A 24,880-nucleotide genomic window follows, 5' to 3' on the forward strand; every position below is an offset into this window, starting at 1 on the left:
GTGTTCCCGCGGCAGTTTGCCGGGGATAAGAGCCGTTTTTTCCGGTACGGCATGCGCCGGAAGGGAAGGCCTTATTCAAACAGGGCCGGATAGGATTTCCGTGCCAGAGCCGTGCTCAGGTCCACGATGGTCCTGCTGTTGGGCGCCTGAAGCGCCTTCTGCGCCATGTCCCGGCACTGGCCGTAGTCCAGGTTGCGGATGGCGTACCGGATGATGGGGACCAGATGCACGCCCACGGACATGGAGGTGGCGCCCAGCCCGATCAGCAGGGGAAGCAGGGTGATGTCCCCCGCCATTTCCCCGCAGATGGCCGTGGGGACGTTTTCCCGTTCTCCGGCGGTGATCGTCATGCCGATGATGCGCACCACGGCGGGGTGCGTGGGGCGGAACATGTTGGCGACGCGGTTGTTGACCCTGTCCACGGCGATGGTGTACTGCGTGAGGTCGTTCGTGCCTACGGAGAAGAAGTCCACCTCCCGGGCGAGCACGTCCGTCATGATGGCGGCGCTGGGCACTTCAATCATGATGCCCACCTTCAGGTCCCGCGCGTAGGGAACGTTTTTCTTTTCCAGTTCCTCCCGGCATTCCTGAAGGATGTGCTTGGCGGTGACCACCTCCGTATAGCCGGAGATCATCGGGAACATGATGCCGCAGCCGGGCGTGTCCGCGCAGGCGCGGAGAATGGCGCGGAGCTGCTGCTTGAAGAGCTCCGGACGGCTGAGGGAGACGCGGATGCCGCGCCAGCCCAGGAAGGGATTAGGTTCCGGCGTACAGAGCCGTTCGCACGGCAGCTTGTCGCCGCCGGAGTCCAGCGTGCGGAAGATGACGCCGTGGGGCGCGCAGCCTTCCGCCAGCTTCTTGTAGTAGCGTGTCTGTTCCTCCTCGTCCGGCATGCCGGCTGGATTGCCCAGCAGGAAGAATTCCGTGCGGAAGAGTCCCACGCCTTCCGCCCCCACCTCCTTGATGCCGGAGTATTCATGGGGGAATTCCACGTTGACGGAAAGGCGGATGTTGCGGCCGTCCCTGGTGATGGTAGGCAGGTCCCGCAGCGCTTCCAGCGCCTTGTAGGCCTTTTCCTTTTCCACCTGGAGGCGGTTGTAGTACTCCACCGTCTCCTGCGTGGGCTTCAGGATGAGCACTCCCTTGTAGCCGTCCAGGATGGCGGGGGCGTGGCTTTCCACCCGCAGGAGGGCCTGGTCCAGTCCAACGACGGCGGGAATGCCCATGGAGCGGGCGAGGATGGCGGTGTGGGAAACGGAGGAGCCTATTTCCGTGGCAAAGCCGTGAATCAGGCTGGCGTCCATGGCCGCCGTGTCGGAAGGGGTCAGGTCATAGGCCACCAGCACCTGGGCTTCCTCCGCCTCTTCCTCGTCTTCCAGGGGTTCCGTGCTGCGGAGGTTGTTGATGACCCGCTGCATGACGTCCTCCATGTCCGCGGTCTTGGCGCGCAGGTAGGGGTCGTCCACGCGGCGCAGGACTTCCATGTAGTTCTGCATGACCACATAAAAGATGTGCTCCACGTTCTGGAGGCGCTTGAGCAGCTCCGTCTGAACCTGCTGGAGGATGACCTTGTCCTGAAGAAGAAGGATGTGGGCGTCAAAGATGGAGGCGTCCTTTTCCCCGGATATCTGGATCATGCGCTCACGCAGCGTCCGGATCTGATCCGCGGTGGTTTGCAGCGCCTGGTGGAAGCGCACCAATTCGGCATCCACCTCCTCCGGGGAAATTTCATACGCCACGGGTTCCTTGGAACCGCTGATCTGAATTTTGATCTTGCCCAGGGCGATGCCGGGGGAAACGGGAATGCCCTGAAGCCAGGTTTCTTCCGTGGAAATGGGTTCCTGAATCATCTGCGGGCTTGATGGCCCGGTCTCATATGGCCGTGAGCCGGAGTGTTCAATCTTCTTCAAACTTGCGGGAAATCAGGTCTTCCAGCGCGTTCAACGCTTCCTGCTCATCCTTTCCTTCCGCCGTGATGGTGATCTTGGAGCCGTGGCCTACCGCCAGCATCATCAAGCCCAGAATACTCTTTCCATCAACTTCCTCGCCATCCTTCTCCACGACAATGTCTGCATCAAATTTACTGGCCAGTTTGACGAATTGAGCAGCCGGACGCGCGTGAATGCCGAGTTTGTTGATGATGGTGAGTTCCTTGGTAACCATGGAATTTGAAGTAAGGGGTGATAACGGTTGCTAGAACGGTAAGTACACTAATTGAAGTTTTTTTCCAAGAGTTTTTTGTCAGTCCTGGTTTTCAGGGGGCTGGAAGTTTGACATGAGGCGGCGGTTGAACTCCCCGGCCATGTCGATGCCCATGTCCTTGAGATGGTAGTCCATGGCGGCCACTTCCACCAGGCGGGCGATGTCCCTGCCGGGGGCTACGGAGAGCTGCACGTGGAGCACTTTTTCCCCGAGAACGTCCAGGCCCTCCCTTTCCAGCCCCAGCCTGTCCAGCGCTTCCTGGTCCTTGGCGGGAATGAGGGTGACGATGAGGTCCAGCCGCTTGTTGTGGCGGATGGATTTGAGGCCGAAGAGGGTGGTGATGTTGACGATGCCCAGCCCGCGCACTTCCATGAAGCCGCGGCTCATCTCCGGCGCGCTGGCCACCAGTTCTCCGCCCACGTTGCGCACGTACACCATGTCGTCCGCCACTAGGGCCGCCCCGCGTTCAATCAGGCCCAGGGCCGTTTCACTCTTGCCCACGCCGCTCTTGCCGCGGATGAGGACGCCCACGCCGCGCACGTCCACCATGCAGCCGTGCAGGGTGAGGCTTTCCGCGAATTCGTTTTCCAGAATGATAGTGGCGGAGTTGACGAATTTCATGGTCACCAGGCTCGTGCGGAAGACGCAGACGCCGGCCTCGTCCGCCAGCTCCACGATTTCCTGGGGCGGGTCCTGGTCACGGGAGAAGACGATGCCCGGCACCTCGCACCGGAACATGCGCTGGATGCGGGATTTGCGCATGCCCTCCGGCAGTTTTTGAAGGTAGGCCAGCTCCGCGGAGCCGAAGACCTGGATACGCTTGTTGGCAAAGTAGGAGTAAAAGCCGGCGATCGCCAGCCCGGGGCGGTTGAGGGCGGGTTCGCAAATGTGGCGGCTGAGGCCGGCGGGGCTGTTGATGAGCTCCAGTTGGAGGGCTTCCTTGTATTTGCCGTAAAATTTGGACAGGGTGACGAAATCCACTTTCTTCACTTTGGATTTGCTGAACATAATCCTATATAAAGGAACAAATCTCGCGCGAGGGCAATCAAATATTGTTCCCGGACCCGCGGGCAAGCCTCATTTTTTTGAAAAAAGGCCCGTTCCGGCGCGGAATGCCACACTTTACCGGTTGATTTGAAGCCTCAGGCGTGGTCTGATGGCGCCATGAACAGACTGGATCAATTGGCAACCTTGTTGAGATTCCCCAGCATTTCCGCCCAGAAGGAACACGCCCAGGACGTGAGCGACTGCGCGGACTGGCTGGTGGACAAGCTGTCCGGCATGGGGCTGGAAGCCGCGGCCCACAAGACGCGCCTCCATCCCATTGTGATGGCCCGCAGCCCGCGGGAGGAAGGCAAGCCAACCGTGCTGATTTACGGCCATTATGACGTGCAGCCCGTGGACCCGGTTGAGCTGTGGGAGTCCGACCCGTTTGAACCGGAAGTGCGGGACGGGAAGATTTACGCCCGCGGCGCCACGGATAACAAGGGGCAGTTGTTCGCCCATATTCTGGGCGTGGAGGAATTGCTCCGCCAGAACGGCGGCCACCTTCCGGTGAACGTGATCTTCCTGCTGGAAGGGGAGGAGGAAGTGGGCAGCGGCAGTCTTTCCCAATTCATCAAGGACCACAGGGACGAACTGGCCTGCGACGTGATTGTGGTTTCCGATACCGGGATGGCCGCTCCGGACACACCGACGTTTTCCTATGGCCTGCGCGGCCTGGCCGGGGCGGAAATTATCGTGAAGGGCCCTTCCGCGGACCTTCATTCCGGCGTGTTCGGCGGCGCGGTAGCCAACCCCATTGCGGCCCTGGCGGAAATAATCACTTCCTTCCATGACGAGGACGGCCGCGTGGCCGTGAGAGGTTTTTACGATGGCGTGGAACCCATCGCCACGTGGGAGCGCAGCATGTGGGCCACCGTGCCCGGCATGAGCAATGAAGAGCTGGCGAAGCTGACGGGCGTGGAAACCGTGGTGACGGAATCGGGCTTCACCGGGGCGGAATGCATTTTCGCCCGTCCTACGCTGGAAATCAACGGCATCGGAGGCGGCTACCAGGGAGAGGGAAGCAAGACGATCATTCCCAGCCATGCCTTTGCCAAGATTTCCTGCCGCCTGGTTCCCGGCCAGCAGCCGGAAAAGATTGAAACGCTGCTGGAAGAACATGTGAAGAGCCATGTCCCCAGGGGCGTCACGGTGGAATTCAAGCGGGGCCACGGCGGAAACGCCTACGTGTGCGACCCGAATTCCGAGTTCGGCCTGGCTGCCCAGCAGGCGCTGGAAGAGGCCTTTGGCCGCAAGCCCGTGCTGGTGAGGGAGGGCGGCAGCATCCCGATCATTGAGGAAATGAAGCGCGTGCTGGGAGCGGACGCCCTGATGCTGGGCATGTGCCTGCCGGATGCGCGCATCCACTCCCCCAATGAAAACTTCCCGGTGGACCTGTTCTCCAAGGGAATCGACATGAGCCAGATTCTTCTGCGCCGCCTGGGGCAGATCAAGCATTGACCGCGTTCTTATGGACCAGCCTGCCGCCGCTGAAATCGTCAACCTGCACAAGACCTTCAAGACAGGTCTTGGCAAGCCCGTGGTGCATGCCGTGCGGGGGATAGACATGAGCATCCGGCAGGGAGAGGTATACGGCCTCATTGGTCCGAACGGCTCCGGCAAGTCCACCCTGATGAAGGCCCTGCTGGGGCTGGTGAGGCCCACGGAGGGGTCGTGCGCCATCTTCGGCAAATCCAGCCTGTCCCCGGACAGCAAGGAGGAGGTAGGCTTTCTGCCGGAAAACCCCTACTTCTACAAATTCCTGACAGGGGCGGAAACCGTCTCCTTTTACGGCAAGCTGTGCGGCCTGAGCGGCAAATCCCTGAAAGAGAAAGTCCGTGAACTGCTGGACCTGGTGGGGCTGGCCGACGCGGCGGACAGGCGGCTGGGCGGCTATTCCAAGGGAATGCTCCAGCGCGTCGGCATGGCGCAGGCTCTGGTTCAGTCTCCGCGCCTGCTGGTGCTGGACGAACCGACCGCCGGCGTAGACCCCCTCGGTTCCCGCGACATCCGGAACATTATTGAGAACCTGAAGGCGCGCGGCCTAACCGTTTTCCTGTGCTCCCACCTGCTGGAACAGGTTCAGGAGGTTTGCGACCGGGTGGGCGTCATCTTTAAAGGGCTGCTCATTGCGGAGGGTTCCATGAACGAGCTGACACGGGATTCCGACAAGCAGGAAATCCTGCTGGAGCATGCCTCCCCGGAGCTGCTGGAACAGTTGCAGGAGCTGGTGAGGGAAGACGGCCGCGCCGCATGGCTGGAAGCCGGACACCCGCGCAACTCATTGGAAAGCGTATTTTTAAAGAGCCTGTTGGAATGGAAGGAAAAGCACCCCAATCCGGAACCGTGAGCGGTCCGGCGGCTTCCAAGAGGGAAGTGCGCCGCATGATACGTGAAAGGATAGGCGGATTGGACGCCGCCGCCCGGGAAGCCATGTCCCGTTCCATCTGCCGCCATGTGGCGGCGCTGGTACGGGAAAAGAATTTCCGGCGCGTGGCTGTTTTTGCCGCCAGGCCGGGGGAAGTGGATTTGCTGCCCCTGCTGGACATGCTGCCGGACCGGGAATGGTACTTCCCGCTGGTGCATGAGGGAAGGACGCTGAGCTTCCACCGCGTATGCCACCACGGGGAGTTTGTGACGGGCTGCTGGGACATTCGCGAACCCGGCCCGGGTTGCCCGGAACTGCATGCGGGAGAAATGGATTTGATTGTTCTGCCGGGAGCCGCGTTTACGCGGGACGGCAAGCGGCTGGGGTACGGCGGTGGATTTTATGATACGCTGCTGGCGGGACCGGCTGCGGGAGTTTCCCTGGCGGGAGTCTGCTTCCCCTGCCAGCTTCTGGACGACCTGCCCATGGAAGCCCATGACAGGCATGTGGACATGGTGATTACGCCGGACGCGGAGTGATGCTTGATGGAAAGCGGGTGCGTTTCCGCGGCAGGGAACAGGAAGCCGCGTCTCCGGACGAAAAGGAAAGGGGCTAGATGCGGAACCGGTGTTTCTGCACGGTCAGTTTATAGAACAGGTCGTAGCGGGCATTCAGCAGGGGCTGGAGATGTTCCACGCCGCCGGCCACCTGGCCGCGGATGTCCGCGTACAGTTTGCGGTAATCGGAAAGGCCGCTGACCATGGCTTCATACAGGGGCGTCCGCAGGCCGCATTCTACGGCAATGTGCATTTCCGCCGCCGCGGCTACAATCTGGCGCGACAGCCGGAACTGCATCCAGGCCAGCCCCAGGTTGCCGCCCACCCAGACGGCCAGGGCCGCGGCTACGCAGGCAAACCCCGCCGCATGTTCTCCGAAGCACCCCAGCAGGGCTCCCAGAATCACCAGGATGAGCATCAGCTTGATTTCCGTTCTCATCACGTCCTCCTGGTCCAGAAACAGCTTGCTGAGGCACGGCTTGATGCCGAAATCCTTCAGGGGCATGTAAATGGAACGGCCCAGGCGCTCCTTGTACACCTCCAGGTCCGCCTGGAGCCGCGCGGCGGGAAAATCGCCTATGTCGCAGTCCCACTGTTCCTTCACGCGGGGGCGCACATGGTTCCAGTGCGTCTGGCAGATGTTCAGGAATTCCTTGTTGTAATACGCGTGCCGTTCCTCAATGCCGGACTTGACCAGCTCATAAAACCATTCGTCAATGACGGGAGGAAGCTTGTGCAGGATCATCGTGCGCCGGATGGAAAGGAAGCGCCCCATCTGCCGGGCCGATTTTTTCCCCAGCCGCGGCACGCAGTCCTGTACGTACTGGGCGTACGCCTTGAGCCGTGCGGGCATTTCATCCTCCATCTGGAGCTGGATGCGGTCTATCTCCCGGTCAATGGAGGTCAGGAAGCCGGAATCCATCTTGGAAAGGCGGTGCAGTTCATTGAGCACCTTTCCCTGTTCTTCCAGCAGGCGGTCCGTAGCCAGCAGCAGGCGTTCCACGCGCTTGTCCGTCAGCGGGCTGCGTTTCAGCACCTCCTGCACGCATGTTCTCAGCGCTTCCACGCCTTCCCCAGCCTGCTCCCCGGCGGTCGTGACGGGGTACAGGGGAAGTTGCACGCCCAGGCGTTCGCGGGAGGTGGAGCGCAATTCCTCTTTCAGGGACTGGAGCTGGTCAAAGGATAGCAGCTCCGCGTGGGTGATGACGAGCACCATGCGGGAATGGAGCCGTTCCTCCAGCGTCCGGAGGTAGTCCCATAAAGGGGGCTGGTTGCCGTCCCTGGCGGAAATGACCACAAGAATGGCGTCCGATTTGGGGACGATGTGTTTCAGCTTCCGGGGGGCGTCCTCCTGTTCCAGGCCGATGGTGTCCCAGAACTCAAGGTTCAGCAGGGCGTCCGACGGGTAAAAAAGGTCCAGCACCCATTCATGGGTGTGGGGAGCGGGGTGGGGCCTGTACTGCCAGCGGACCAGTGTGGCTTCGCTGGAAACGCGGGAACAGAACCGTTCTCCGGCCAGGGCGTCCAGCGTGGAAGACTTGCCGGAACCCGTCATGCCGATCACGGTGACGTTCTGCGGAGAGCAGCATTCCGCCAGGGCTTCCTCCACGTTTTCCTGGGAGTCAAAATGACGGTCCGGGCCAATGCGGGCGGAAAATGCCGCGGCGGCATCCGCTACGTCCCGCACCGCATGCGGAATCACGTTTTTTCCTCCTGTCAGCATGGGGTGTTGAAATCAAGGCTCCGTCCGGGCCGTTCCGTTATTCCGGAACAAACGTACACGCCGCTTTTCCTTCTGTCCAACTAAAATCACGGGGCCGGAGCGTAGGAGCGGCCGCCGAAAATGGCGGTGCCCACGCGGACGAGGGTGGCGCCCTCCTCCACAGCCGTTTCAAAGTCATGGCTCATGCCCATGGAAAGCTCCCTCAGCGGGGCTCCCCCCTTGCCGGACAGGGTTTCCTTCAGCTCCCGGAGGCGGCGGAAATAAGGGCGCGCTTCGTCCGGATTTTCCACCGGGGGAGGGATGCACATGAGGCCGGCTATTTCAAGGTGGTCCAGCGCGGCCAGCTCCGGCCATTCCCGTTCCAGAGTCTCCGGGGAAAAGCCGAATTTGCTGTCTTCATCCCCTACGTTCACTTCCAGCAGGATGCGGGGGCGTTTGCCCGTCTCCTGCGCTACGGCGTCCATGAACTGCGCCAGGCGCAGGGAGTCCACGGCGTGGATCAGCGTGAAATGTTCCAGGGCCTTGCGCACCTTGTTGCGCTGCAGGGGGCCGATGAGGTGCCATTCCGTATCCGGAGGAAGAGCGGGGATTTTTCCCAGGGCCTCCTGAACCCTGTTTTCTCCGAAAATGCGCTGGCCCGCATCGTAGCACGCCTTCACGTCATCCACAGGAAAGGTTTTGCTGACGGCGACGAGGCGGGCGGACCCCGCCGGACGCCCGGCACGGAGTTCCGCGGAGCGGATGCGGGAGAGAATGTGTTCCAGATTCTGTTGGATGCTCATGATGGATGGTTCAATTCAGGGAAGGCTGTGCGGGCGCGTGGCTCATGATGTGGTGCAGGGGGGAGAGGCGCCGCATGGCCATGGCCCATACCTTGGAGGAGTCCGGCTCCAGGCAGATGTCCGGCACGGTGGGGGAGACGTACCAGGCGCGGTCGTTCAGCTCCCGGCGCAACTGGGAGGGCGTCCAGGCGCTGTGGCCCACGTAGGCGCGCAGGATGGCGTGGGGATCCTCAATGTATTCCAGGGCCTGTTCCTCCTGTAGATGGAACTGGACGCGCAATTTGTCCTCCGTACGGACGAAGGCGGCGAAAATGAGCTGGTTGCGCTCCACGGGGCCTCCCTTGAAGATGGGAACGGGGTAAAGGGATTCCGGAATGTCCGTATGGCGCGCCACTTCTCCCACGTTCATGCCGGCCGGATGGTTCAGGATGTGGCCTATGACGAATTCCTCCTCCACCCGGCTCAGAAAAATCACGGAGTGGTAAAAGCCGCCGCCGTCCAGATAGGGGGCGGAAACCAGAAGGTGGCCCGCCAGGTTTTCATTGCTGATATCTTCATGTTCCATCATGGCCATAAGTCTACGTTAACAAATGTGACGGACGCAGGCAACCATGCGTTCAAACAGCCATGTCAGGAGGCGGAGGAACGGGAATGCCGGAAGAATGGCGGGGAAGGTCGGTTCAGCCGAGGGTGTAACGGGTCCCCCTGGCGGAACGGGCGGCGGCTTTGGAGCTCTTCACTGTCTTGCGGACTGCCGTCCGCTTGTGGGGAGAGGCTTTCTTCCCGGCGGCCGCGGTCTGCTTGCGGGAAAGGGCTACGGCGGGAGGACGGGATGCCCGGCGGCGGTGGGAAATGATGGAAGCCGTGTTGGCATTCTCCATGAAAGACGGTGCGGAAGCCATGACCAGCAGGGAGGAATCCTGCGTTTTTTCCGCCTGGGCCAGAGCTTTCAGGGAAGCGTCTATGGAGCAGCGTTCGATCACGACGGGATCCCCGGTCCGGAGCAGGTTGAAGGCTTCGTACACGTCATTGCTTTTCATCCGCACGCAGCCGTAGGAGGCGGGCGTGCCGATGGTGCGTTCCTCTGCCGTTCCGTGGATGTAAATCAGGCGGGAGTGGGCGTTCCGGTTGCGGCCTTCCAGCCCTTCCAGCCACATGATGCGGGTGACGATGGGGTCGCGGCCCGGAGAATTGGGGGCCACGCATTCCCCGGTGGGCTTGCGGCTTTTAAACACCATGCCCTTGGGCTGTCCGGTGCCGATCTTGGAGGCGATGCGGTGGGCGCCCAGCGGAGTGCGGCAGCTCCCCTTCCTGTCGCCCAGACCGAATTTGGAAGTGCTGATGGGGTAGGTTTTTACGACGTGTCCGTTGCGCATGACGGCCATTTTCTGGTCCCTGACGCTAACGACGGCGCCATCCTTGACGATGGCGGTGGGCTGGTAGTCCGGACGGGAGCAGGATACCAAGGCGCCGAACACCGCGAAGGCGGCGCCGGCGAGTTGAATCAGGCGTACTGCTTGCGAGAGAGGCGCAGGCATGGGAAAGGTGTCAGTTCTTGGCTTTGGCAGTTTGTTTGGCGGGCAGCAGGTTGGAGATCATGCGGCCCAGGGAGCAGAACCCCGTGTAGTAGAATCCCAGGAAGGGAATCATCAGGATGGGGGAAAGGTAATGGCCCTGGCGGATCATGATGATGATCAGGTTCAGGAAGAAGGTGCCGCAGGCGATTTCCAGGACGGGGATGACGACGGACTTGATGGCCCTGTACCCGTTGCGCTTGAGCTGGGAGACATGCTGCCTGTTTTCCTTCTGGTCCACCCCGTACTTGGGCGTGCGGACGAAGGCGGACTGATGGCCGAAGATGGCTTCCAGAACGGCCTTGGCGTTGTTCACCGCCATGCCCACGCTCAGCGTGAGGAGAAGCGGCAGGTAGGGCAGCTCCTTCCACCAGGATTTGGGGCGCACCACGATCTGGGCGCTCATGTAGAAGATGCAGACGGCCACGCTGGTCATGAAGAACAGGGCCACGTTCACGAACCACATGAAGACCGTTTCATTTTCCGGGATGCGCTGGGTGCAGATGGGGTACACCAGGAAGCAGAGCAGGGCCAGGAGCAGGTAGGAATAATTGCAGGTAAGGTGCGTGGTGGCCTCCACCTTGGCCTTGAGGGGAGCCTTGGAGCGCCAGATGTCCAGCAGGATTTTCTGGCAGACCTGGATGGAGCCCTTGGTCCAGCGGTGCTGCTGGGACTTGAACCCGTCCATGTCCACGGGGAGTTCCGCCGGGGTGACGACATCGTTCAGGTAAATGAAGCGCCAGCCCTTGAGCTGGACGCGGTAGGAAAGGTCCATGTCTTCCGTCAGGGTGTCATGGGACCAGCCGCCCGCATCCCCGATCACGCACTTGCGCCACATGCCGGCGGTGCCGTTGAAGGTGAAGAAACGCCCGGAACGGTTGCGCGCCGTCTGCTCCATGGCGAAGTGGCCGTCCAGGTACATGCCCTGCACGCGGGTGAGAAGGTTGTATTCCCGGTTGATATGGCCCCAGCGGGTCTGGACGAGGCCCACGCCTTCATCCGTGAAGAAATGGATGGTTTTTTGCAGAAGGTCCGGTTCCGGAACGAAGTCGGCGTCCAGAATCAGCAGGAATTCGCCCTTGGCCACCTTGGTGGCCGCTTCCAGCGCGCCGGCCTTGAAGCCCGTGCGGTCCGTGCGGTGGATGCAGACGGCGTCAAAGCCGCGGGCCTTCAGTTCCTCCACCTTGCGGTAGCACTGTTCCGTGGTGTCGTCTGTGGAATCGTCCAGAATCTGGATTTCCAGCTTGTCCTGAGGATAATCCAGAGCGGCTACGGATTCCAGAAGGCGGTCCACGACGAACTTCTCATTGAACATGGGGAGCTGGACCGTAACGACGGGCAGTTCCTGGAAGCGGGACTTGGGCTGGGGCTTGTTGTTGCGGTTCTTCCAGTACAGGTAAACGATGCTCAGGCGGTGAAAGCCGTATCCGGCTAGGCCGACGAGAACCAGAAGATAGCACAGGAGCCAGATAAAATTGTAATTTAAAGACATGCGGGGCTTGCAAAGGGTGTTTGGTATCTTTTTGCGTCAGGCGCGGGGGATTTCCTTGACGTGACGCCCGTATAAGACACCATAGGGCGAGAGTCAAGACATATTCCGTTTTGCTTAACCTTTTTGAGTGTTGTTATGAAGAGATTGTATGTGCTGGCAGCGGCTGTATCCGTCACGGGGGGAATGGCGTTTGCCGCCCCGAAGGAAAATGCCCCGGAGAAGGAGGAAGCCGTACTGGATGTGCAGACGCCGCCCGGCAAGCAGGACAGGCAGGGTCAGCCGGCCATTCCGGAACGCCTGCTGGACGACTCCCACATGAATGAGGAGCTGGGCATCAACGAATTTACCGCGCCGTCCATCCGCAAGATTTTTGAAGACCTGGAAGGGCTGCCGGAAATTCCGGAGAACGTGGCGCTGCGCGCGCGTCCCGAACGCCCCCCCATGGACCGCTGCTCCCTGGCTCTCCAGCTTGGCGGCATGATGGCGGACGGCTTTGTGATCGTGCAGTGCGGCAAGATGAACGAAGTGAAGCCCATTGCGCTGGACCTCTCCAGCTATGCGAAGGCCATCGGAGCCGGGGAACGGGTGAACCGCCATGCCGCCAGCCTGCTGAAAAATGCGGAAGACGGGGATTTGAGCAGTTTCAAGAATAATCTGGCCCTGATTCAGTCCGACGTGGAACAGGAGCTTGCCTCCCTGCGGGATTCCGACATGGCGAACCTGATTGGCCTGGGAGGATGGATACGCGCCCTGGATGCCGCTACCGCGGCGCTGGATAACAAGTTTGCGGAGGACAAGGCGAAGGTCATCTTCCAGCCGGACGTGCCGGAATACTTCCATTACATCCTGGACGGGGTGGAGCCGGAAATGAAGGAACGCCGGGACATTGCAAAAATCATGAACCTTCTGACGACCTTGCAGGAGCAGATGACGCTGGCTCCGGACGCCAAGCCCACCAAGGCGGGCGTGGAAGCCATCCGCAAGACGACGCTGGAGCTGATGAAGGCGGCCCTGGCTCCCGTGGAATCATAATTCCTCTCCGGTTCCCGTATGGTTCTCCCCCTCCTGACCAGCCTGGAAGTGCGGCTCACGCCGCGCAGCCTGTATTCACGGGATGAAAAGCTGGAGCGGCTGGTCCGTGACGACGGGCGCATTCCCGTGCCCTACAATGTGAGCATCCGCAATACGGGGGAAGGCGCCGTGCGCATCATCGGTAAAAAGTGGACCGTCCGTTCCCATGAAGACGGCACGCAGGTGATTGAAGGGGATGAACTGTTCGGTTCCCGCCCCCTGTTGTGCCAGGGGCAGATATTTGCGTTCAACGGCCTCCAGATGCTGCGCCTTCCTGCGCGCATCCAGTTAACTCTTCTTGTGCGTGACGAGGCCGGGATTCTTTATCATACGGACCCTGTCAGCCTTAAATGGTGAAATAAAAAAGCCCTGCATGAAATTGCAGGGCTTTTTTATAGCGATTAATGATGAGAGATCAGAGAGTAGGGAAAGAATGAGCGGACCAATGTCCGGAAGTTGAAATAATTAATCTCTACTCACTACTCTCTACTCACCGCCATCGGCTTAGCCTTCTTCGTCATCCCCGTGGTTGAGGATGAAGTTCAGGTCGTCAATGCCCAGGCTGGAGGTGAAGCCCTCGTCACCCAGCACGTTGGCGACGAGCTGGTTCTTCTGATGCTGGAGGATGCGGATTTTTTCTTCCACGGAGTCCTTCGTCAGCAGGCGGTAGGCGATCACCTTGTTCTTCTGGCCGATGCGGTGCGTACGGTCAATGGCCTGGCTTTCCACAGCCGGGTTCCACCACGGATCATACAGGACCACGTAGGAGGCGGAAGTAAGGTTGAGGCCGGCGCCCCCGGCTTTCAGGGAAAGCAGGAAGACGGACGGGTCCTTGGTAGTCTGGAATTTTTCAATTTCCCCGCGGCGGTCCTTGGTCTGGCCGGTAAGGTAGTTAAGCGGCCTGTTTTCCGCTTCCAGCCGGTTCTTGATAATTTCCAGCATGGAGACGAACTGGGAGAAGACGAGCACCTTGTGCCCTTCCTCCCGGAGCTGGTCCAGCAGGTAGAACAGGGCGGTCATCTTGGCGCTGTCTTCCTTGGCGTACTTGGGGTCCACCAAGCCGGGGTGGCAGCAGATCTGGCGCAGGCGCATGAGGCCCTGCAGGATGGCGAAGCTGTTTTTCTTGACGGATTCGTCTGAATCCAGGCCGAGCAGGGCCTGCTGGATGCGGCGGAGTTCCGCCTTGTACAGCTGGCTCTGGATGCCTTCCATCTTGGCGTACACTTCTTCTTCCGTCCTGGGGGGCAGGTCCTTCGCCACCTGTGATTTGGTGCGGCGCAGCAGGAAGGGTTTCAGGCGCGCGGCCAGGCGGTTCTGGCTCTGCGGGTCCTTGCGCTTGTCAAAGCGCTTCTTGAAGTAGGAACGGGAACCGAGAACGCCGGGCATGGAGAAGGCCATGAGGGACCACATGTCCAGCAGGCGGTTTTCAATGGGCGTGCCGGAAAGGACCAGGCGGTTGTAGGAGACGATTTCACGGGCGGCCTTGGCCGCCTTGGAGTCCGGGTTCTTGATCTGCTGGCCTTCGTCCAGGATGACCGTGAGCCACTTGATCTGGTTGAGGGTTTCTCCGCAGACGCGGAGCTGGGCGTAGTTGACCACGACCATATCGTAATTCTTCCGGATGTCGTCCAGATTGGCCTGATCCTTGCTGCGGATGACGAGTACGCGCACGCCGGGAGCGAATTTCTCCGTTTCCCCGGCCCAGACATCCAGCACGGACTTGGGGCAGACGATGAGTACCGGAGGAACGGCGATTTTCTTCTTGGATTTGTTTTTGCGCGCGAATTCCTCACGCAGCCAGAGCACGTAAGTGATGGATTGGATGGTTTTGCCCAAACCCATGTCGTCCGCCAGAATGCCGCCGAAGCCGTTCGTGGCCAGATAGGCCAGGAAGTGGAAGCCGTCCACCTGGTACGGGCGCAGGGTGGCCTGAAGCTGGGAGGGAACGTCCGGCTTGACATCGATCTTGATTTCCGCGGTGCGGTCCTTGATGCGTTTCCAGGCCTTCGGGTCGAACACTTCCGCGGCCTTCGGGTCCGCAAGCTGCATGGCGTGCATGCGGTGGGTTTCCCCGGAAAGGTCGAAGGGGTCCAGGCCCAGGCGGGTGACGGCGTCGCGCTGGTCGTTGTCCAGCTTGATTTCCAGGCGCATCCAGCCTCCGTCGTCCATACGGACGTAGCCGCCTCTGGCGGCGACCAGGGCGCGGATTTGTTCCTTGGAAAGCTGGACGCCTTCCACGTCAATGACGATGCGGAGGTCAAACCAGTCAATCTCCTGGTTAACTACTTCAAACCGCACGGCGGCGGCCACCGGGTCCGCCAGCAGCGTCTTGAGCTTGTCATCCATGTTGACGGTCAGCTCTTCCGGGAGCTGCTTGGCCCACTCCGCAAATTTTTCAGGGAACTGCCGGGTAACGCGGGCCTTGAAGGCGCCTACCTGGGGATCATAGGAGAAGCCCATTTCTTCCAGCAGGCCGGGAATGGGATAGAGGTGCTCCCGGATGAAGCGCAGCAGGGCTTTGTTTTTCATGGGCTCCTGGTGAGCGACGTCCCAGCCGTCCTTGCCGAGTTTTTCCGTGCGGTAGCCGGAAGCGTCCCTGGCGCTTACTTCACAAAGCACGTGTTCCGTTTCCGCGGAGGTGAGGCCGCGGACGATCTTCATGTCAAAGGTGCCGCGCAGGTCGATGTCCACCACGCGGTCCTCCATGCTGGGGGGCAGGGAAGCGCCGATCTTACGGAGGAACTCCACCCCTTCAAGGCTGTCGATGACCTGCTTGGGAATGGAATAGCGGGGTTCCACTTCCGTGCTCTCCAGCCAGCGGGGGGGACCCGGAAACACGGTTTCGTCAGACTGGTACAGCTCCTGCTGGCCGGGAAGCTGGCGGACGGAGTGGGAGACGTTGATGCCGGTGGACGTGGCGAGCTGGAGGGCGTAGCAGTCCGGCTCAATGGGGTCGTCCTGGCAAATCCACTTGAGCGGTTCGTCCACCACCTTGAAATAATTTTCATCCAGGTTCACCAGGTAGCCTTTCAGGGCGGGCTGGTGGAAAAGCTTGTTCATCAGGGCGCACGCGGCTTCCTGGTCCAGGTCCAGCGTCAGGGCGTCTTCTGCACGGGCGTAATCGGACAGGGACACAAGGAGGATTTCCGTCTGGGCATCCATGCGCACGGCAGCGCGTTCATGCAGGTTTTCCAGATGTTCCAAATCCTGCTTTTCCCGGACGGGAATCCAGTCCTGCTTCAGGGAATGGCGGTATTCGAAATGGCCCTCGTTGATGGTGGAAACGAGCCTCATGAACAGCTCTCCGCGGGGCGGCTGCGGGGGCCGTTCATTCACGGACTGGATGCGGTCATACCAGGTGCCTACTTCACGGGAACGCTCCCATTCGTGAATCTTGCGCTGAACTTTTTCCAGATCCGTGATGGATTCCATGAATTCCGGGTAGGGCAGGCGCCTCTTGTTGAAGGCATAGGCGATGTAATTCCAGAATTCAAGGATGTTCGTGGGAGGCACGGGCCACAGCTCCAGCGGGTCATAGCTGACGATTTCCCAGCGGGGATTCAGGCGCACCATGTCATGGTCATGGATTTCCTGCTCAATGGCGAAACGGCGGTAGCGCTTCTCCAGCTTGCTGACGTAATCCGCTTCCTTGTCATCCAGTTCGCGGCCCAGCTTCTCTTCCAGAATATCCAGCAGGGGAACGTCGTTAAGTTCGTTCGGGGACTCCGGAAGATCCTGGCCGCGGTACATGCGTTCCAGCATGGCGGCGTACATGGCCGCTCCGGCCAGATCCTCGTCTTCCGTGGAGCATGCCCCGAACCACCTGTTGCCCTGGAGGCGGAGGTTCACGCGGTGTACGCCGTGCGCATCTTCCACACGGCCCTGAATATACAAATGATTGCCAAAGATTTGCGTAACCGCTCCGTCTTTCTGGAGCTTCTCGCCGCGCAGACGGATTTCTTCCGGAAAGGCATTGAGAAAGTTCAGGGTAGCCCTATCCGGGTTAAGTGCCATGCTCATAATATCAGACTGTCATATAAAAATTGGAAACAAGCGTTCCTTGTAAAGGGACGCTACAGGTCTATGCACTTTACTATGGCACAAAAGGCGGATTAGAGCAACTATTCTCTGAAAATAATTCCAACGGATGTTTGAAATAATGGTTATCTTATTGAAGGCAATAGCATTATATTCTCGGAACGGCGGCTGTTTTTTGAAGAAAAAGAACGTATTTTATTATGTTGGAAAGAACGGATGTCAGCCTTGCGTAACATGTGTTCTTGACACGTTCGCTATAAAAGGGTCTTTTATGCCTGAAATTTTATGTCCACTGCATCACTTCTACAGTTACTGGCGACTCAAGCCCGCTTGAGCGATGGCGAATTGGCCGAACGTCTTGACATGACTGAAGAAGCCGTTCGAGCCCAGCGGGAGCAGTGGGAAAAGGAAGGCGTGATTCTGGGCTACCAGGCGGTGGTAAATGAGGAATACGAACACGACAGCAGGGTAGCGGCCTTCATTGAAGTAAAAATGACGCCCGAACGCGATGGCGGCTTTGACCGCCTGGCGATGCGCATCTCCCGTTTTGACGAAGTCTCCTCCTGCTATCTGGCGAGCGGCGGCTTTGACCTGCTGGTGCTGGTGGAAGGAAAAAGCATGCGTGACATTGCCCGGTTTGTGGCGGAAAAACTGTCTACGCTGGAAGGGGTGCTGTCCACTTCCACGCACTTCCATCTGAAAACCTACAAGAAAAACGGCTGTGTGTTCGAGGCCCCCGCGCAGAATGAACGCCTGGCTGTTGCTCCGTAAGTCCCTGCCGACACGAAAGAAATCATCATGAACTGGCAGAACAAAATTGCGGAGCAGGTAAGCTCCATCCCCCGTTCCGGCATCCGGGAATTCTTTGACCTAGTCACGGGACGGACGGACATCATCTCCCTGGGCGTAGGGGAACCGGACTTCGTTACCCCCTGGAACATCCGGGAAGCGGCCATTTACTCCCTGGAAAAGGGGCACACCTCCTATACCTCCAACTATGGACTGGAATCCCTGCGCCGTTCCATCGTCAAATACGTGGACGGCTTCTTCCATGTGAAATACGATCCCCTGCATGAAGTGCTGGTGACCGTGGGCGTGAGCGAAGCCATTGATCTGGCGCTCCGTGCCATTCTGAACCCGGGGGACGAAGTTCTTTACCATGAACCCTGCTATGTCTCCTATGCTCCCAGCGTGAACATGGCCTATGGCGTGGCTACTGCCGTGCCCACAAGCAAGCAGGACCTTTTCGCCCTTAACCCGGCGGTGCTGGAAGCCGCCATTACACCGCGGACCAAGGTGCTGATGCTCAATTTCCCCACAAATCCGACCGGGGCCGTGGCCCCTGTGGAAACCCTTCAGGAAATTGCCCGCATCTGCATCAAGCACGATCTCATCGTGCTGACGGATGAAATCTACAGCGAGCTGCGCTACGACGGCAAGCCGCACGTTTCGATAGCCTCGCTGCCTGGGATGAGGGAACGCACCCTGCTGCTGCACGGCTTTTCCAAGGCGTTTGCCATGACGGGCTTCCGCCTGGGCTATGCCTGCGGACCGGAGCCGCTCATCTCCGCCATGATGAAAATTCATCAGTACTCCATGCTCTGCGCTCCTATCACCTCCCAGGAAGCGGCCATTGAAGCATTGCAAAACGGAACCTCCGCCATGATGAAAATGAGGGAAAGCTACCGCCAGCGGCGCGATTTCCTGGTGAAGCGCTTCAACGAAATAGGCTTGGACTGCCATTTGCCCGGCGGCGCATTCTATGTCTTCCCGGACGTCTCCAAATTTGGACTCACCAGCAAGGAATTCGCTACGCGCCTGCTGATGGAAGAGCAGGTGGCCGCCGTGCCCGGTACCGCTTTTGGTGCAAGCGGGGAAGGCTTCCTGCGCTGCTGCTATGCGACTGCCTTTGACCAGATCAAGGAAGCCTGCAACCGCATGGAGCGTTTCGTGAAAACTCTTTCCTGACCCCTCCGCGTCCATGAACTCCGTCCCGGAGGCCCTGAAAACAAGGGCGTACGTAGCGCCGTTTGCGGTGTTCATGGGCTTTACCCTGCTGTGGCAGCTTGGCGGGTCGTTCCTGGAATGGAACCACCCCGCCGCCGCCTGGTGGAGAAGGGCGCCGGAGCAATGGCTGTACCCTGTGCAGGCCATCGTCTGCTTTGTCCTGGTCCTGTGGTGGAGAAAAGCCATTGACTGGGACTGGAAATGGAAACCCGCCGCATGGGGAATCCTCTTCGGCGTGCTGGGCATCCTGTGCTGGCTGGCCCCTACGATGGCGGCGGACCGTCTGCCGGGCGGTCCGGATGCATGGTTTGGCCACCCCTCCTGGCCATGGTACCGGTACCTGCTGGGAATTGACATGCGCCCGGAAGGCTTTGATCCCGGCGTCGTCTTTGCCCCGGATTCCTGGAGCTGGCTGGCGGCGCTGGTCCTGCGCTTCTTCCGTGCCGTGGTGGTGGTGGCGCTGGTGGAGGAACTCTTCTGGCGCGGTTATCTGATGCGCCTGATGGTGAACCTGGACCATCCCTGGAAAATCCCCTTCGGCACGCATAGCTGGAAAGCGTACTGGGTGACCACTCTCTGTTTCATGGCCGTGCACCAGCCTGTGGACTACTGCGGCGCCTTCATTTACGGTTCCCTAGTGTACCTGCTTGCCGTCTGGCAGAAAAACCTGTGCTCTGTCATCGTCATGCATGCGGTGGCGAATGCGCTGCTGGGATGGGCCGCGTTGGAATGGGGCAAATACGGACTGTGGTGAATCCGGCGTTTACAGAAAGGAACTTCTTGGGTACATAGGGCCGATGACTCCGGAAGAAGCGATAGAAATTTTGTGGGAATACCATCATGTGAAGCAGGAGCTGCGCCCGGCGGACCTCATCTTCATCCTTGGCAGCAATGACGTGCGGGTGGCGGAATATGCGGCGGAACTCTATGCTCGGAAGCTGGCTCCCCTCTTGCTCTTTTCCGGCGGGATGGGGCGTTTTACAGGGGAATGGGCCGTGCCGGAAGCGGAACTCTTTGCTGAGGCGGCCATGAAAAAGGGAGTGCCGGAAGACCGTATCCTCATTGAAAATAAATCTACCAACACCGGGGAAAACGTCCGCTTTTCCCGTACAATCCTGAAAAAGGCCGGCATCCCGGACCCTGCCAGCCTCATTGCCCTGCAAAAACCGTACATGGAGCGGCGTACGCTGGCTACGCTCCAGGCCCAGTGGCCGGAAGCGCAGGTGGCGGTCAGCTCCCCTCCCGTCACTTTCCGGGAATACTTGACCCCGGAACTGCCGCGGGAGCTGGTTGTCTCCGCCATGGTGGGGGACTTCCAGCGGATACTGGAATACCCCAGGCGCGGTTTTTCCACGGAACAACCTGTGACTCCGGAGGCGATGGAAGCCTTCCGCACGCTGGTGGAAGCTGGATATGACTCCCAGCTGCTCAAGGATGTGCCTCTCCCCTGGAATTCTTGAGAAGACACGCTTTTTGCTTTCACTGGCCGCTGATTGCGGTCATCAATACAACCCGCATAGCCAACCCAATTATAGATATTATCATGGCAGACAGAACCAATACAGATCCCGCCCGAATGGAGAAAATCGTGAGCCTCTGCAAAAGGCGGGGTTTCATCTTCCAGGCAGCTGAAATATATGGCGGTCTGAATGGTTGCTGGGACTACGGTCCCATGGGGGTGGAACTCAAGCGCAACCTCAAGGAATACTGGTGGCGCAAAAACGTGCAGGAGCGCGACGATGTGGTCGGCATGGACGGTTCCATCCTGACGCATAACTCCGTACTGGTGGCATCCGGCCATGTGGGCGGATTCTCCGACCCGATGTGCGACTGTCTGCTGACCAAGGAACGCCTGCGCGCCGACCAGGTGCCGGCCCAGAGCGGCATGGGATTTTTCTACACCGGAGCCGTTAAAAAGGACGGCTCCTGGAGCATGGAAAAGGAATACTCCGTGCTGGTGGACTCTGAAAAACAGGCGGACAAGGCCCGCAAGACCGCGGCCCAGTACTATGCCCAGCTAGCAGGCAAGGACGTCTCCCACAAGGAAATGGAACTGAAAGGCGAGCGAATGGAGGCCATAACGGACTCCACCATGTACAACCCCGCCAATGGTTCCCTGCTGACGGAAGCCCGTGAATTCAACCTCATGTTCAAGACGACCATCGGAGCCACCTCCGATGAAAACGATCCCAATGCCACTGGCTGGCTGCGCCCGGAAACGGCCCAGTCCATCTTCTGCCAATACAAGAACATCCTGGACAGCTCCCGCGTGAAGCTCCCCTTCGGGATCGCCCAGATCGGCAAATCCTTCCGCAACGAAATCAACCCGCGCAACTTCACCTTCCGTTCCCGCGAATTCGAACAAATGGAAATCGAATACTTCTGCCGGCCGGAAGACGGTCTGCGCCTGGTGGATGAATGGCTGGAACACCGCCTCTGCTTCTATGACGAAGTGGGCGTGCCGCGCGAACACATCCATATCCTGGACGTGCCGGATGGTGAACGCGCCTTCTATTCCAAGAAAACCTACGACCTGGAATATGAATTCCCGTTCGGCATTCAGGAACTGGAAGGCATTGCCTACCGCACGGACTATGACTTGAGCTGCCACCAGAAAGGCTCCGGCCGTCCGCTGGAATACTTTGACGAAGAAACTCGGGAAAAATTCATTCCCCATGTGGTGGAACCCTCCGCCGGGTGTGACCGCACCATTCTGGCCATCATCTGTGAAGCCTTTGATGAAGAAGAGCTGGTGGATGACAAGGGCAAGAAAGACGTCCGTACCGTGCTCCGCTTTGTGCCCCGGATGGCTCCCATCAAGGCCGCCATTTTCCCGCTGCTCAAGAAAAACGAGGAACAGGTGCGCATCGCCCGGGAAATTGAAAAAACGCTCCAGCCATGGATGCCCGTCTTCTATGATGAAACGGGAGCCGTTGGCCGCCGCTACCGCCGCCAGGATGAAGTGGGCACCCCCTTCTGCATCACGGTGGACTTTGAAACCCTTGGAGAAAACGATGCCTCCCTCAAGGACACGGTAACTATTCGCCACCGCGACTCCATGGAACAGGAACGCGTCGCCATCAAGGACCTGCTGCACTGGCTCATTGCCCGTGTGCGTTAACGGCGCCTTTGACAGCCGCCGATGCCGGAAAACACTTCAAGGCCACTCCATTAATATGGAGCGGCCTTTTGTTTTTGGAATGGCAGAGAAAAAAAGTTGCTGGACGATAGGCCGCTGGCCATCTAGCATTAAAAACAGGTTGGTGAACCAGATGGGAATCAGCAATTCCAAAATGAATTGCTGAACTGATAAACTGTTTGCGCCAACCTCAAGCTCACAGAAATTCCCGGGGAGATCGGCGATTTCTGTAAGTCCTTGAAATCAGTAGATTGACATTCTCTCCAATAAAATATAAGGGGGTAAGGAATATGCATCCTGAAAGAGGTTGGCGCAAAAAGCGATTTGTACCACTAACTTTGAACGCATATCCCCTTCCGCCGTCGCACCCTCACGGGTGCGTGGATTGAAACATCGACGTAAGCTTTTCAGGGTCAATGGTATAGCGTCGCACCCTCACGGGTGCGTGGATTGAAACCAGCCGGGCGGCAAGCTCCGCTGTGTCTTCGGCAGTCGCACCCTCACGGGTGCGTGGATTGAAACACCAGGAAGCCGCCTTCGTCATGGATGATCACGAGTCGCACCCTCACGGGTGCGTGGATTGAAACCGGATGGTAGGTTTCCTTTGCTATGAAGACCCGTGTCGCACCCTCACGGGTGCGTGGATTGAAACATTGGTATCCTCCGGCATGTTCTTGACGTAGATTGTCGCACCCTCACGGGTGCGTGGATTGAAACCTGTCTGCAACGGGTCTTCCGGGTTAAGACGGATGTCGCACCCTCACGGGTGCGTGGATTGAAACAGAGTCCAAAAGATACTGTTTTGCGCGGCTGGAAGTCGCACCCTCACGGGTGCGTGGATTGAAACCTTAGTAGTTCCTCAGCCTTGGATTGCATTGCTAGTCGCACCCTCACGGGTGCGTGGATTGAAACTAATAGTTGAATGTTAGTGTGTTGTTATTCTCCGGTCGCACCCTCACGGGTGCGTGGATTGAAACCATCTGGGCGGCGGATTGTTCGTGCATGACGGCAGTCGCACCCTCACGGGTGCGTGGATTGAAACCTCAACTTCACGCGCTATGTGGTAATCCTCCATAGTCGCACCCTCACGGGTGCGTGGATTGAAACCAATAATTTTTCAAATCTGTAGCATATATCCTTCGTCGCACCCTCACGGGTGCGTGGATTGAAACTGACGGCAAGAAGCTGAATAGCCTTTGCCGTCTCGTCGCACCCTCACGGGTGCGTGGATTGAAACGATGGACATGCCGATCTTTTCCTCGATTTCGGTTGTCGCACCCTCACGGGTGCGTGGATTGAAACTTCCGGATGGCACGTCAACAACGGTGGGCGTGATGTCGCACCCTCACGGGTGCGTGGATTGAAACCGGAGGCCCACGGGCGCCGGGCGGCTGATTATCGGTCGCACCCTCACGGGTGCGTGGATTGAAACTCTAACTCCTTTTCAAGGTTAGCACAAAGCAAGAGTCGCACCCTCACGGGTGCGTGGATTGAAACAACCCTTCTTGCCTGCGGCTTGCAGGGCTTCCAGTCGCACCCTCACGGGTGCGTGGATTGAAACCGTTGGACAGTGACGCATGGTTATTTTCCGGGAAGTCGCACCCTCACGGGTGCGTGGATTGAAACTAAAGACGTAGTACATTTTTTCGCCCAGGGCCAGGTCGCACCCTCACGGGTGCGTGGATTGAAACGCTTCGTGGAAGCCTGCTGAAATACGGAAAACATGTCGCACCCTCACGGGTGCGTGGATTGAAACTATATTTTTTCGTAAGAATCTCTAACTTGTTCACGTCGCACCCTCACGGGTGCGTGGATTGAAACCTGTGTCAGGGTCCGTGATGGTCCTGGTTTCGAGTCGCACCCTCACGGGTGCGTGGATTGAAACTCCTCCAGAAATTCCACAAAGTCCTTCTGGCTCGTCGCACCCACACGGGTGCGTGGATTTAGATGTCGCAGACTGAACGGCCTACTATTGTAACGCGCCAAGGCATCTGATAGAACTATGACAGGTATCTGATATAACTTGCCTGTCTGCCTACTCCGCGCAGGGTGTCTGCATAGACTCTGCCTCACCCTTACACGCGGCCAGAAGCTCACCCCAATCCACCGCCTCATCGTCCTCCCTGTCCACTCCCTCCCGGAGCATCCGCTCCCTGGCGTCGGCCAGCAGGTGCATCACTCTGGCCCGCTCGCTGGATGGCCGGTCATCCATGCGAGGGGAACCGGTGGTCACCATCGCAAACCTGGCCGCATAGCTCTCGGCTCTCACCGTCCTGCTAGGCCAGCACCAGGCCGTCCACTCGCTCCAAGGAGATCGTTGTCGCCACGGCTCCTCAACCCGGCACAATGTCACCGGCACTCTGGCCAGTACCTCGCGGCCGATCGTCACGTCCTCCGGCGCTGAATCGTCCAGGAGCGTCCAGTCCATCTCCCGGTAGAGACGTCTGGCCATCCAGCCGCGCAAGGCGTACAGACAGCCGTAAATCCTCCAGGAGCCGTCGATAAAATCCCCAGAGGCATACATCGGGCACCATGGCCGGGACTCCATCCACCGCAGCCAGCCGTCATCCAGGAGAGCCGTGTCACAGTCAATCTTGACCAGGATATCGTCATCCTCGGCCTCCCGGCACATCTCGGAAAGCATGCCGCGGATACAATCCGGGCCACGCAGGTTGCCGTTGCGCTCCCAGGTGGATTGTACGTAGTCCGCCCCCATGGACCGGAGAGCATCTGCGATATCCTCCTGTACCGGACTGGCTGCATCATCTACCACCGTCACGCTCGCATAGGGTACGGCCATCCGGGCGCACCGCACGCAAGCTGCTGCCTCGTCGGCGTCTCCGGAGTACGAAAAAATAAAAATCCTGATCATACTATTATATA

At 59.1% G+C, this 24,880-nt stretch carries 20 protein-coding genes and 1 CRISPR repeat array; of the genes, 10 read left to right on the top strand and 10 right to left on the bottom strand.

What is annotated here, in order from left to right:
- Window positions 1-71: 71 nt before the first annotated feature.
- From ptsP to hprK, 3 genes are all read right to left on the bottom strand, one after another.
- Window positions 72-1,850, bottom strand: coding sequence for a phosphoenolpyruvate--protein phosphotransferase (ptsP, locus tag M8N44_RS03065; protein ID WP_022398069.1), 1,779 nt, complete (start codon window positions 1,848-1,850; stop codon window positions 72-74).
- A 46-nt stretch (window positions 1,851-1,896) separates the two neighbouring features.
- Complete coding sequence (locus M8N44_RS03070) at window positions 1,897-2,163, bottom strand: HPr family phosphocarrier protein (protein WP_022197994.1); 267 nt, start codon at window positions 2,161-2,163, stop codon at window positions 1,897-1,899.
- 78 nt (window positions 2,164-2,241) lie between these two features.
- Window positions 2,242-3,210, bottom strand: a complete 969-nt coding sequence (gene hprK / locus M8N44_RS03075; RefSeq protein ID WP_022398068.1) for an HPr(Ser) kinase/phosphatase — start codon at window positions 3,208-3,210, stop codon at window positions 2,242-2,244.
- Window positions 3,211-3,366: 156 nt separating this feature from the next.
- Between hprK and M8N44_RS03080 the strand changes: the two genes are divergently transcribed.
- The 3 genes from M8N44_RS03080 to M8N44_RS03090 are packed head-to-tail and all read left to right on the top strand — an operon-like array spanning window position 3,367 to window position 6,153.
- Window positions 3,367-4,707: a dipeptidase gene (locus M8N44_RS03080; protein WP_022398067.1), complete on the top strand. Its 1,341-nt coding sequence runs from the start codon at window positions 3,367-3,369 to the stop codon at window positions 4,705-4,707.
- 10 nt (window positions 4,708-4,717) lie between these two features.
- Window positions 4,718-5,596 (top strand): ABC transporter ATP-binding protein, encoded by an 879-nt coding sequence (locus M8N44_RS03085; protein ID WP_022398066.1) that lies wholly within the window; start codon window positions 4,718-4,720, stop codon window positions 5,594-5,596.
- Window positions 5,563-6,153 carry a 5-formyltetrahydrofolate cyclo-ligase gene (locus M8N44_RS03090; protein ID WP_022398065.1) on the top strand — a complete coding sequence of 197 codons (591 nt, stop codon included), beginning with the start codon at window positions 5,563-5,565 and terminating at the stop codon, window positions 6,151-6,153. Before M8N44_RS03085 ends, M8N44_RS03090 begins: the two co-directional genes overlap by 34 nt.
- 73 nt (window positions 6,154-6,226) lie before the next feature.
- Here the strand turns inward: M8N44_RS03090 and M8N44_RS03095 are convergent, their stop codons facing one another.
- The 5 genes from M8N44_RS03095 to M8N44_RS03115 all read right to left on the bottom strand — a co-directional run bounded on the left by M8N44_RS03095 (window position 6,227) and on the right by M8N44_RS03115 (window position 11,742).
- A complete protein-coding gene (locus M8N44_RS03095; RefSeq protein WP_102728411.1) occupies window positions 6,227-7,894 on the bottom strand; it encodes a GTPase family protein in 1,668 nt (555 codons plus the stop codon).
- 86 nt (window positions 7,895-7,980) lie between these two features.
- Complete coding sequence (locus tag M8N44_RS03100; protein ID WP_102728412.1) at window positions 7,981-8,676, bottom strand: YggS family pyridoxal phosphate-dependent enzyme; 696 nt, start codon at window positions 8,674-8,676, stop codon at window positions 7,981-7,983.
- A gap of 10 nt (window positions 8,677-8,686) precedes the next feature.
- Entirely contained in the window at window positions 8,687-9,244 is a 558-nt protein-coding gene (locus tag M8N44_RS03105; RefSeq protein ID WP_180971053.1) for a YqgE/AlgH family protein, read from the bottom strand.
- A gap of 112 nt (window positions 9,245-9,356) precedes the next feature.
- Window positions 9,357-10,214, bottom strand: coding sequence for a L,D-transpeptidase (locus M8N44_RS03110; protein WP_102727512.1), 858 nt, complete (start codon window positions 10,212-10,214; stop codon window positions 9,357-9,359).
- 10 nt (window positions 10,215-10,224) lie between these two features.
- Entirely contained in the window at window positions 10,225-11,742 is a 1,518-nt protein-coding gene (locus tag M8N44_RS03115) for a cellulose synthase family protein (RefSeq protein ID WP_022398060.1), read from the bottom strand.
- 135 nt (window positions 11,743-11,877) lie between these two features.
- On the opposite strand from M8N44_RS03115, the gene M8N44_RS03120 reads away from it, so the two are divergent.
- On the top strand, window positions 11,878-12,774 hold the full coding sequence (locus M8N44_RS03120) for a hypothetical protein (protein WP_102749305.1): 897 nt from the start codon (window positions 11,878-11,880) through the stop codon (window positions 12,772-12,774).
- 18 nt (window positions 12,775-12,792) lie between these two features.
- A complete protein-coding gene (locus tag M8N44_RS03125) occupies window positions 12,793-13,170 on the top strand; it encodes an ApaG domain-containing protein (protein WP_102727514.1) in 378 nt (125 codons plus the stop codon).
- A 147-nt stretch (window positions 13,171-13,317) separates the two neighbouring features.
- Here the strand turns inward: M8N44_RS03125 and M8N44_RS03130 are convergent, their stop codons facing one another.
- Entirely contained in the window at window positions 13,318-16,827 is a 3,510-nt protein-coding gene (locus M8N44_RS03130; RefSeq protein WP_249852999.1) for a DEAD/DEAH box helicase, read from the bottom strand.
- Between the two features lie 309 nt (window positions 16,828-17,136).
- On the opposite strand from M8N44_RS03130, the gene M8N44_RS03135 reads away from it, so the two are divergent.
- The 5 genes from M8N44_RS03135 (at window position 17,137) to M8N44_RS03155 (ending at window position 21,979) form a co-directional block, all read left to right on the top strand.
- A complete protein-coding gene (locus M8N44_RS03135) occupies window positions 17,137-17,622 on the top strand; it encodes an Lrp/AsnC family transcriptional regulator (RefSeq protein WP_022398056.1) in 486 nt (161 codons plus the stop codon).
- 27 nt (window positions 17,623-17,649) lie between these two features.
- Window positions 17,650-18,819, top strand: a complete 1,170-nt coding sequence (locus M8N44_RS03140) for an aminotransferase class I/II-fold pyridoxal phosphate-dependent enzyme (RefSeq protein ID WP_102727515.1) — start codon at window positions 17,650-17,652, stop codon at window positions 18,817-18,819.
- A gap of 13 nt (window positions 18,820-18,832) precedes the next feature.
- A complete protein-coding gene (locus M8N44_RS03145) occupies window positions 18,833-19,612 on the top strand; it encodes a CPBP family glutamic-type intramembrane protease (protein ID WP_102721716.1) in 780 nt (259 codons plus the stop codon).
- A 43-nt stretch (window positions 19,613-19,655) separates the two neighbouring features.
- Window positions 19,656-20,318: a YdcF family protein gene (locus M8N44_RS03150; RefSeq protein ID WP_102727517.1), complete on the top strand. Its 663-nt coding sequence runs from the start codon at window positions 19,656-19,658 to the stop codon at window positions 20,316-20,318.
- Between the two features lie 83 nt (window positions 20,319-20,401).
- A complete protein-coding gene (locus M8N44_RS03155) occupies window positions 20,402-21,979 on the top strand; it encodes a glycine--tRNA ligase (protein ID WP_180975183.1) in 1,578 nt (525 codons plus the stop codon).
- A gap of 379 nt (window positions 21,980-22,358) precedes the next feature.
- A CRISPR array of direct repeats spans window positions 22,359-23,946; the repeat unit is 31 nt; unit sequence GTCGCACCCTCACGGGTGCGTGGATTGAAAC.
- An 86-nt stretch (window positions 23,947-24,032) separates the two neighbouring features.
- Here M8N44_RS03155 and M8N44_RS03160 read toward each other — a convergent pair.
- Window positions 24,033-24,869 (bottom strand): glycosyltransferase family 2 protein, encoded by an 837-nt coding sequence (locus M8N44_RS03160; RefSeq protein WP_102749347.1) that lies wholly within the window; start codon window positions 24,867-24,869, stop codon window positions 24,033-24,035.
- Window positions 24,870-24,880 lie beyond the last annotated feature (11 nt).

Origin of the sequence: Akkermansia massiliensis, assembly GCF_023516715.1 — a bacterium.
Taxonomy (GTDB): domain Bacteria; phylum Verrucomicrobiota; class Verrucomicrobiia; order Verrucomicrobiales; family Akkermansiaceae; genus Akkermansia; species Akkermansia massiliensis.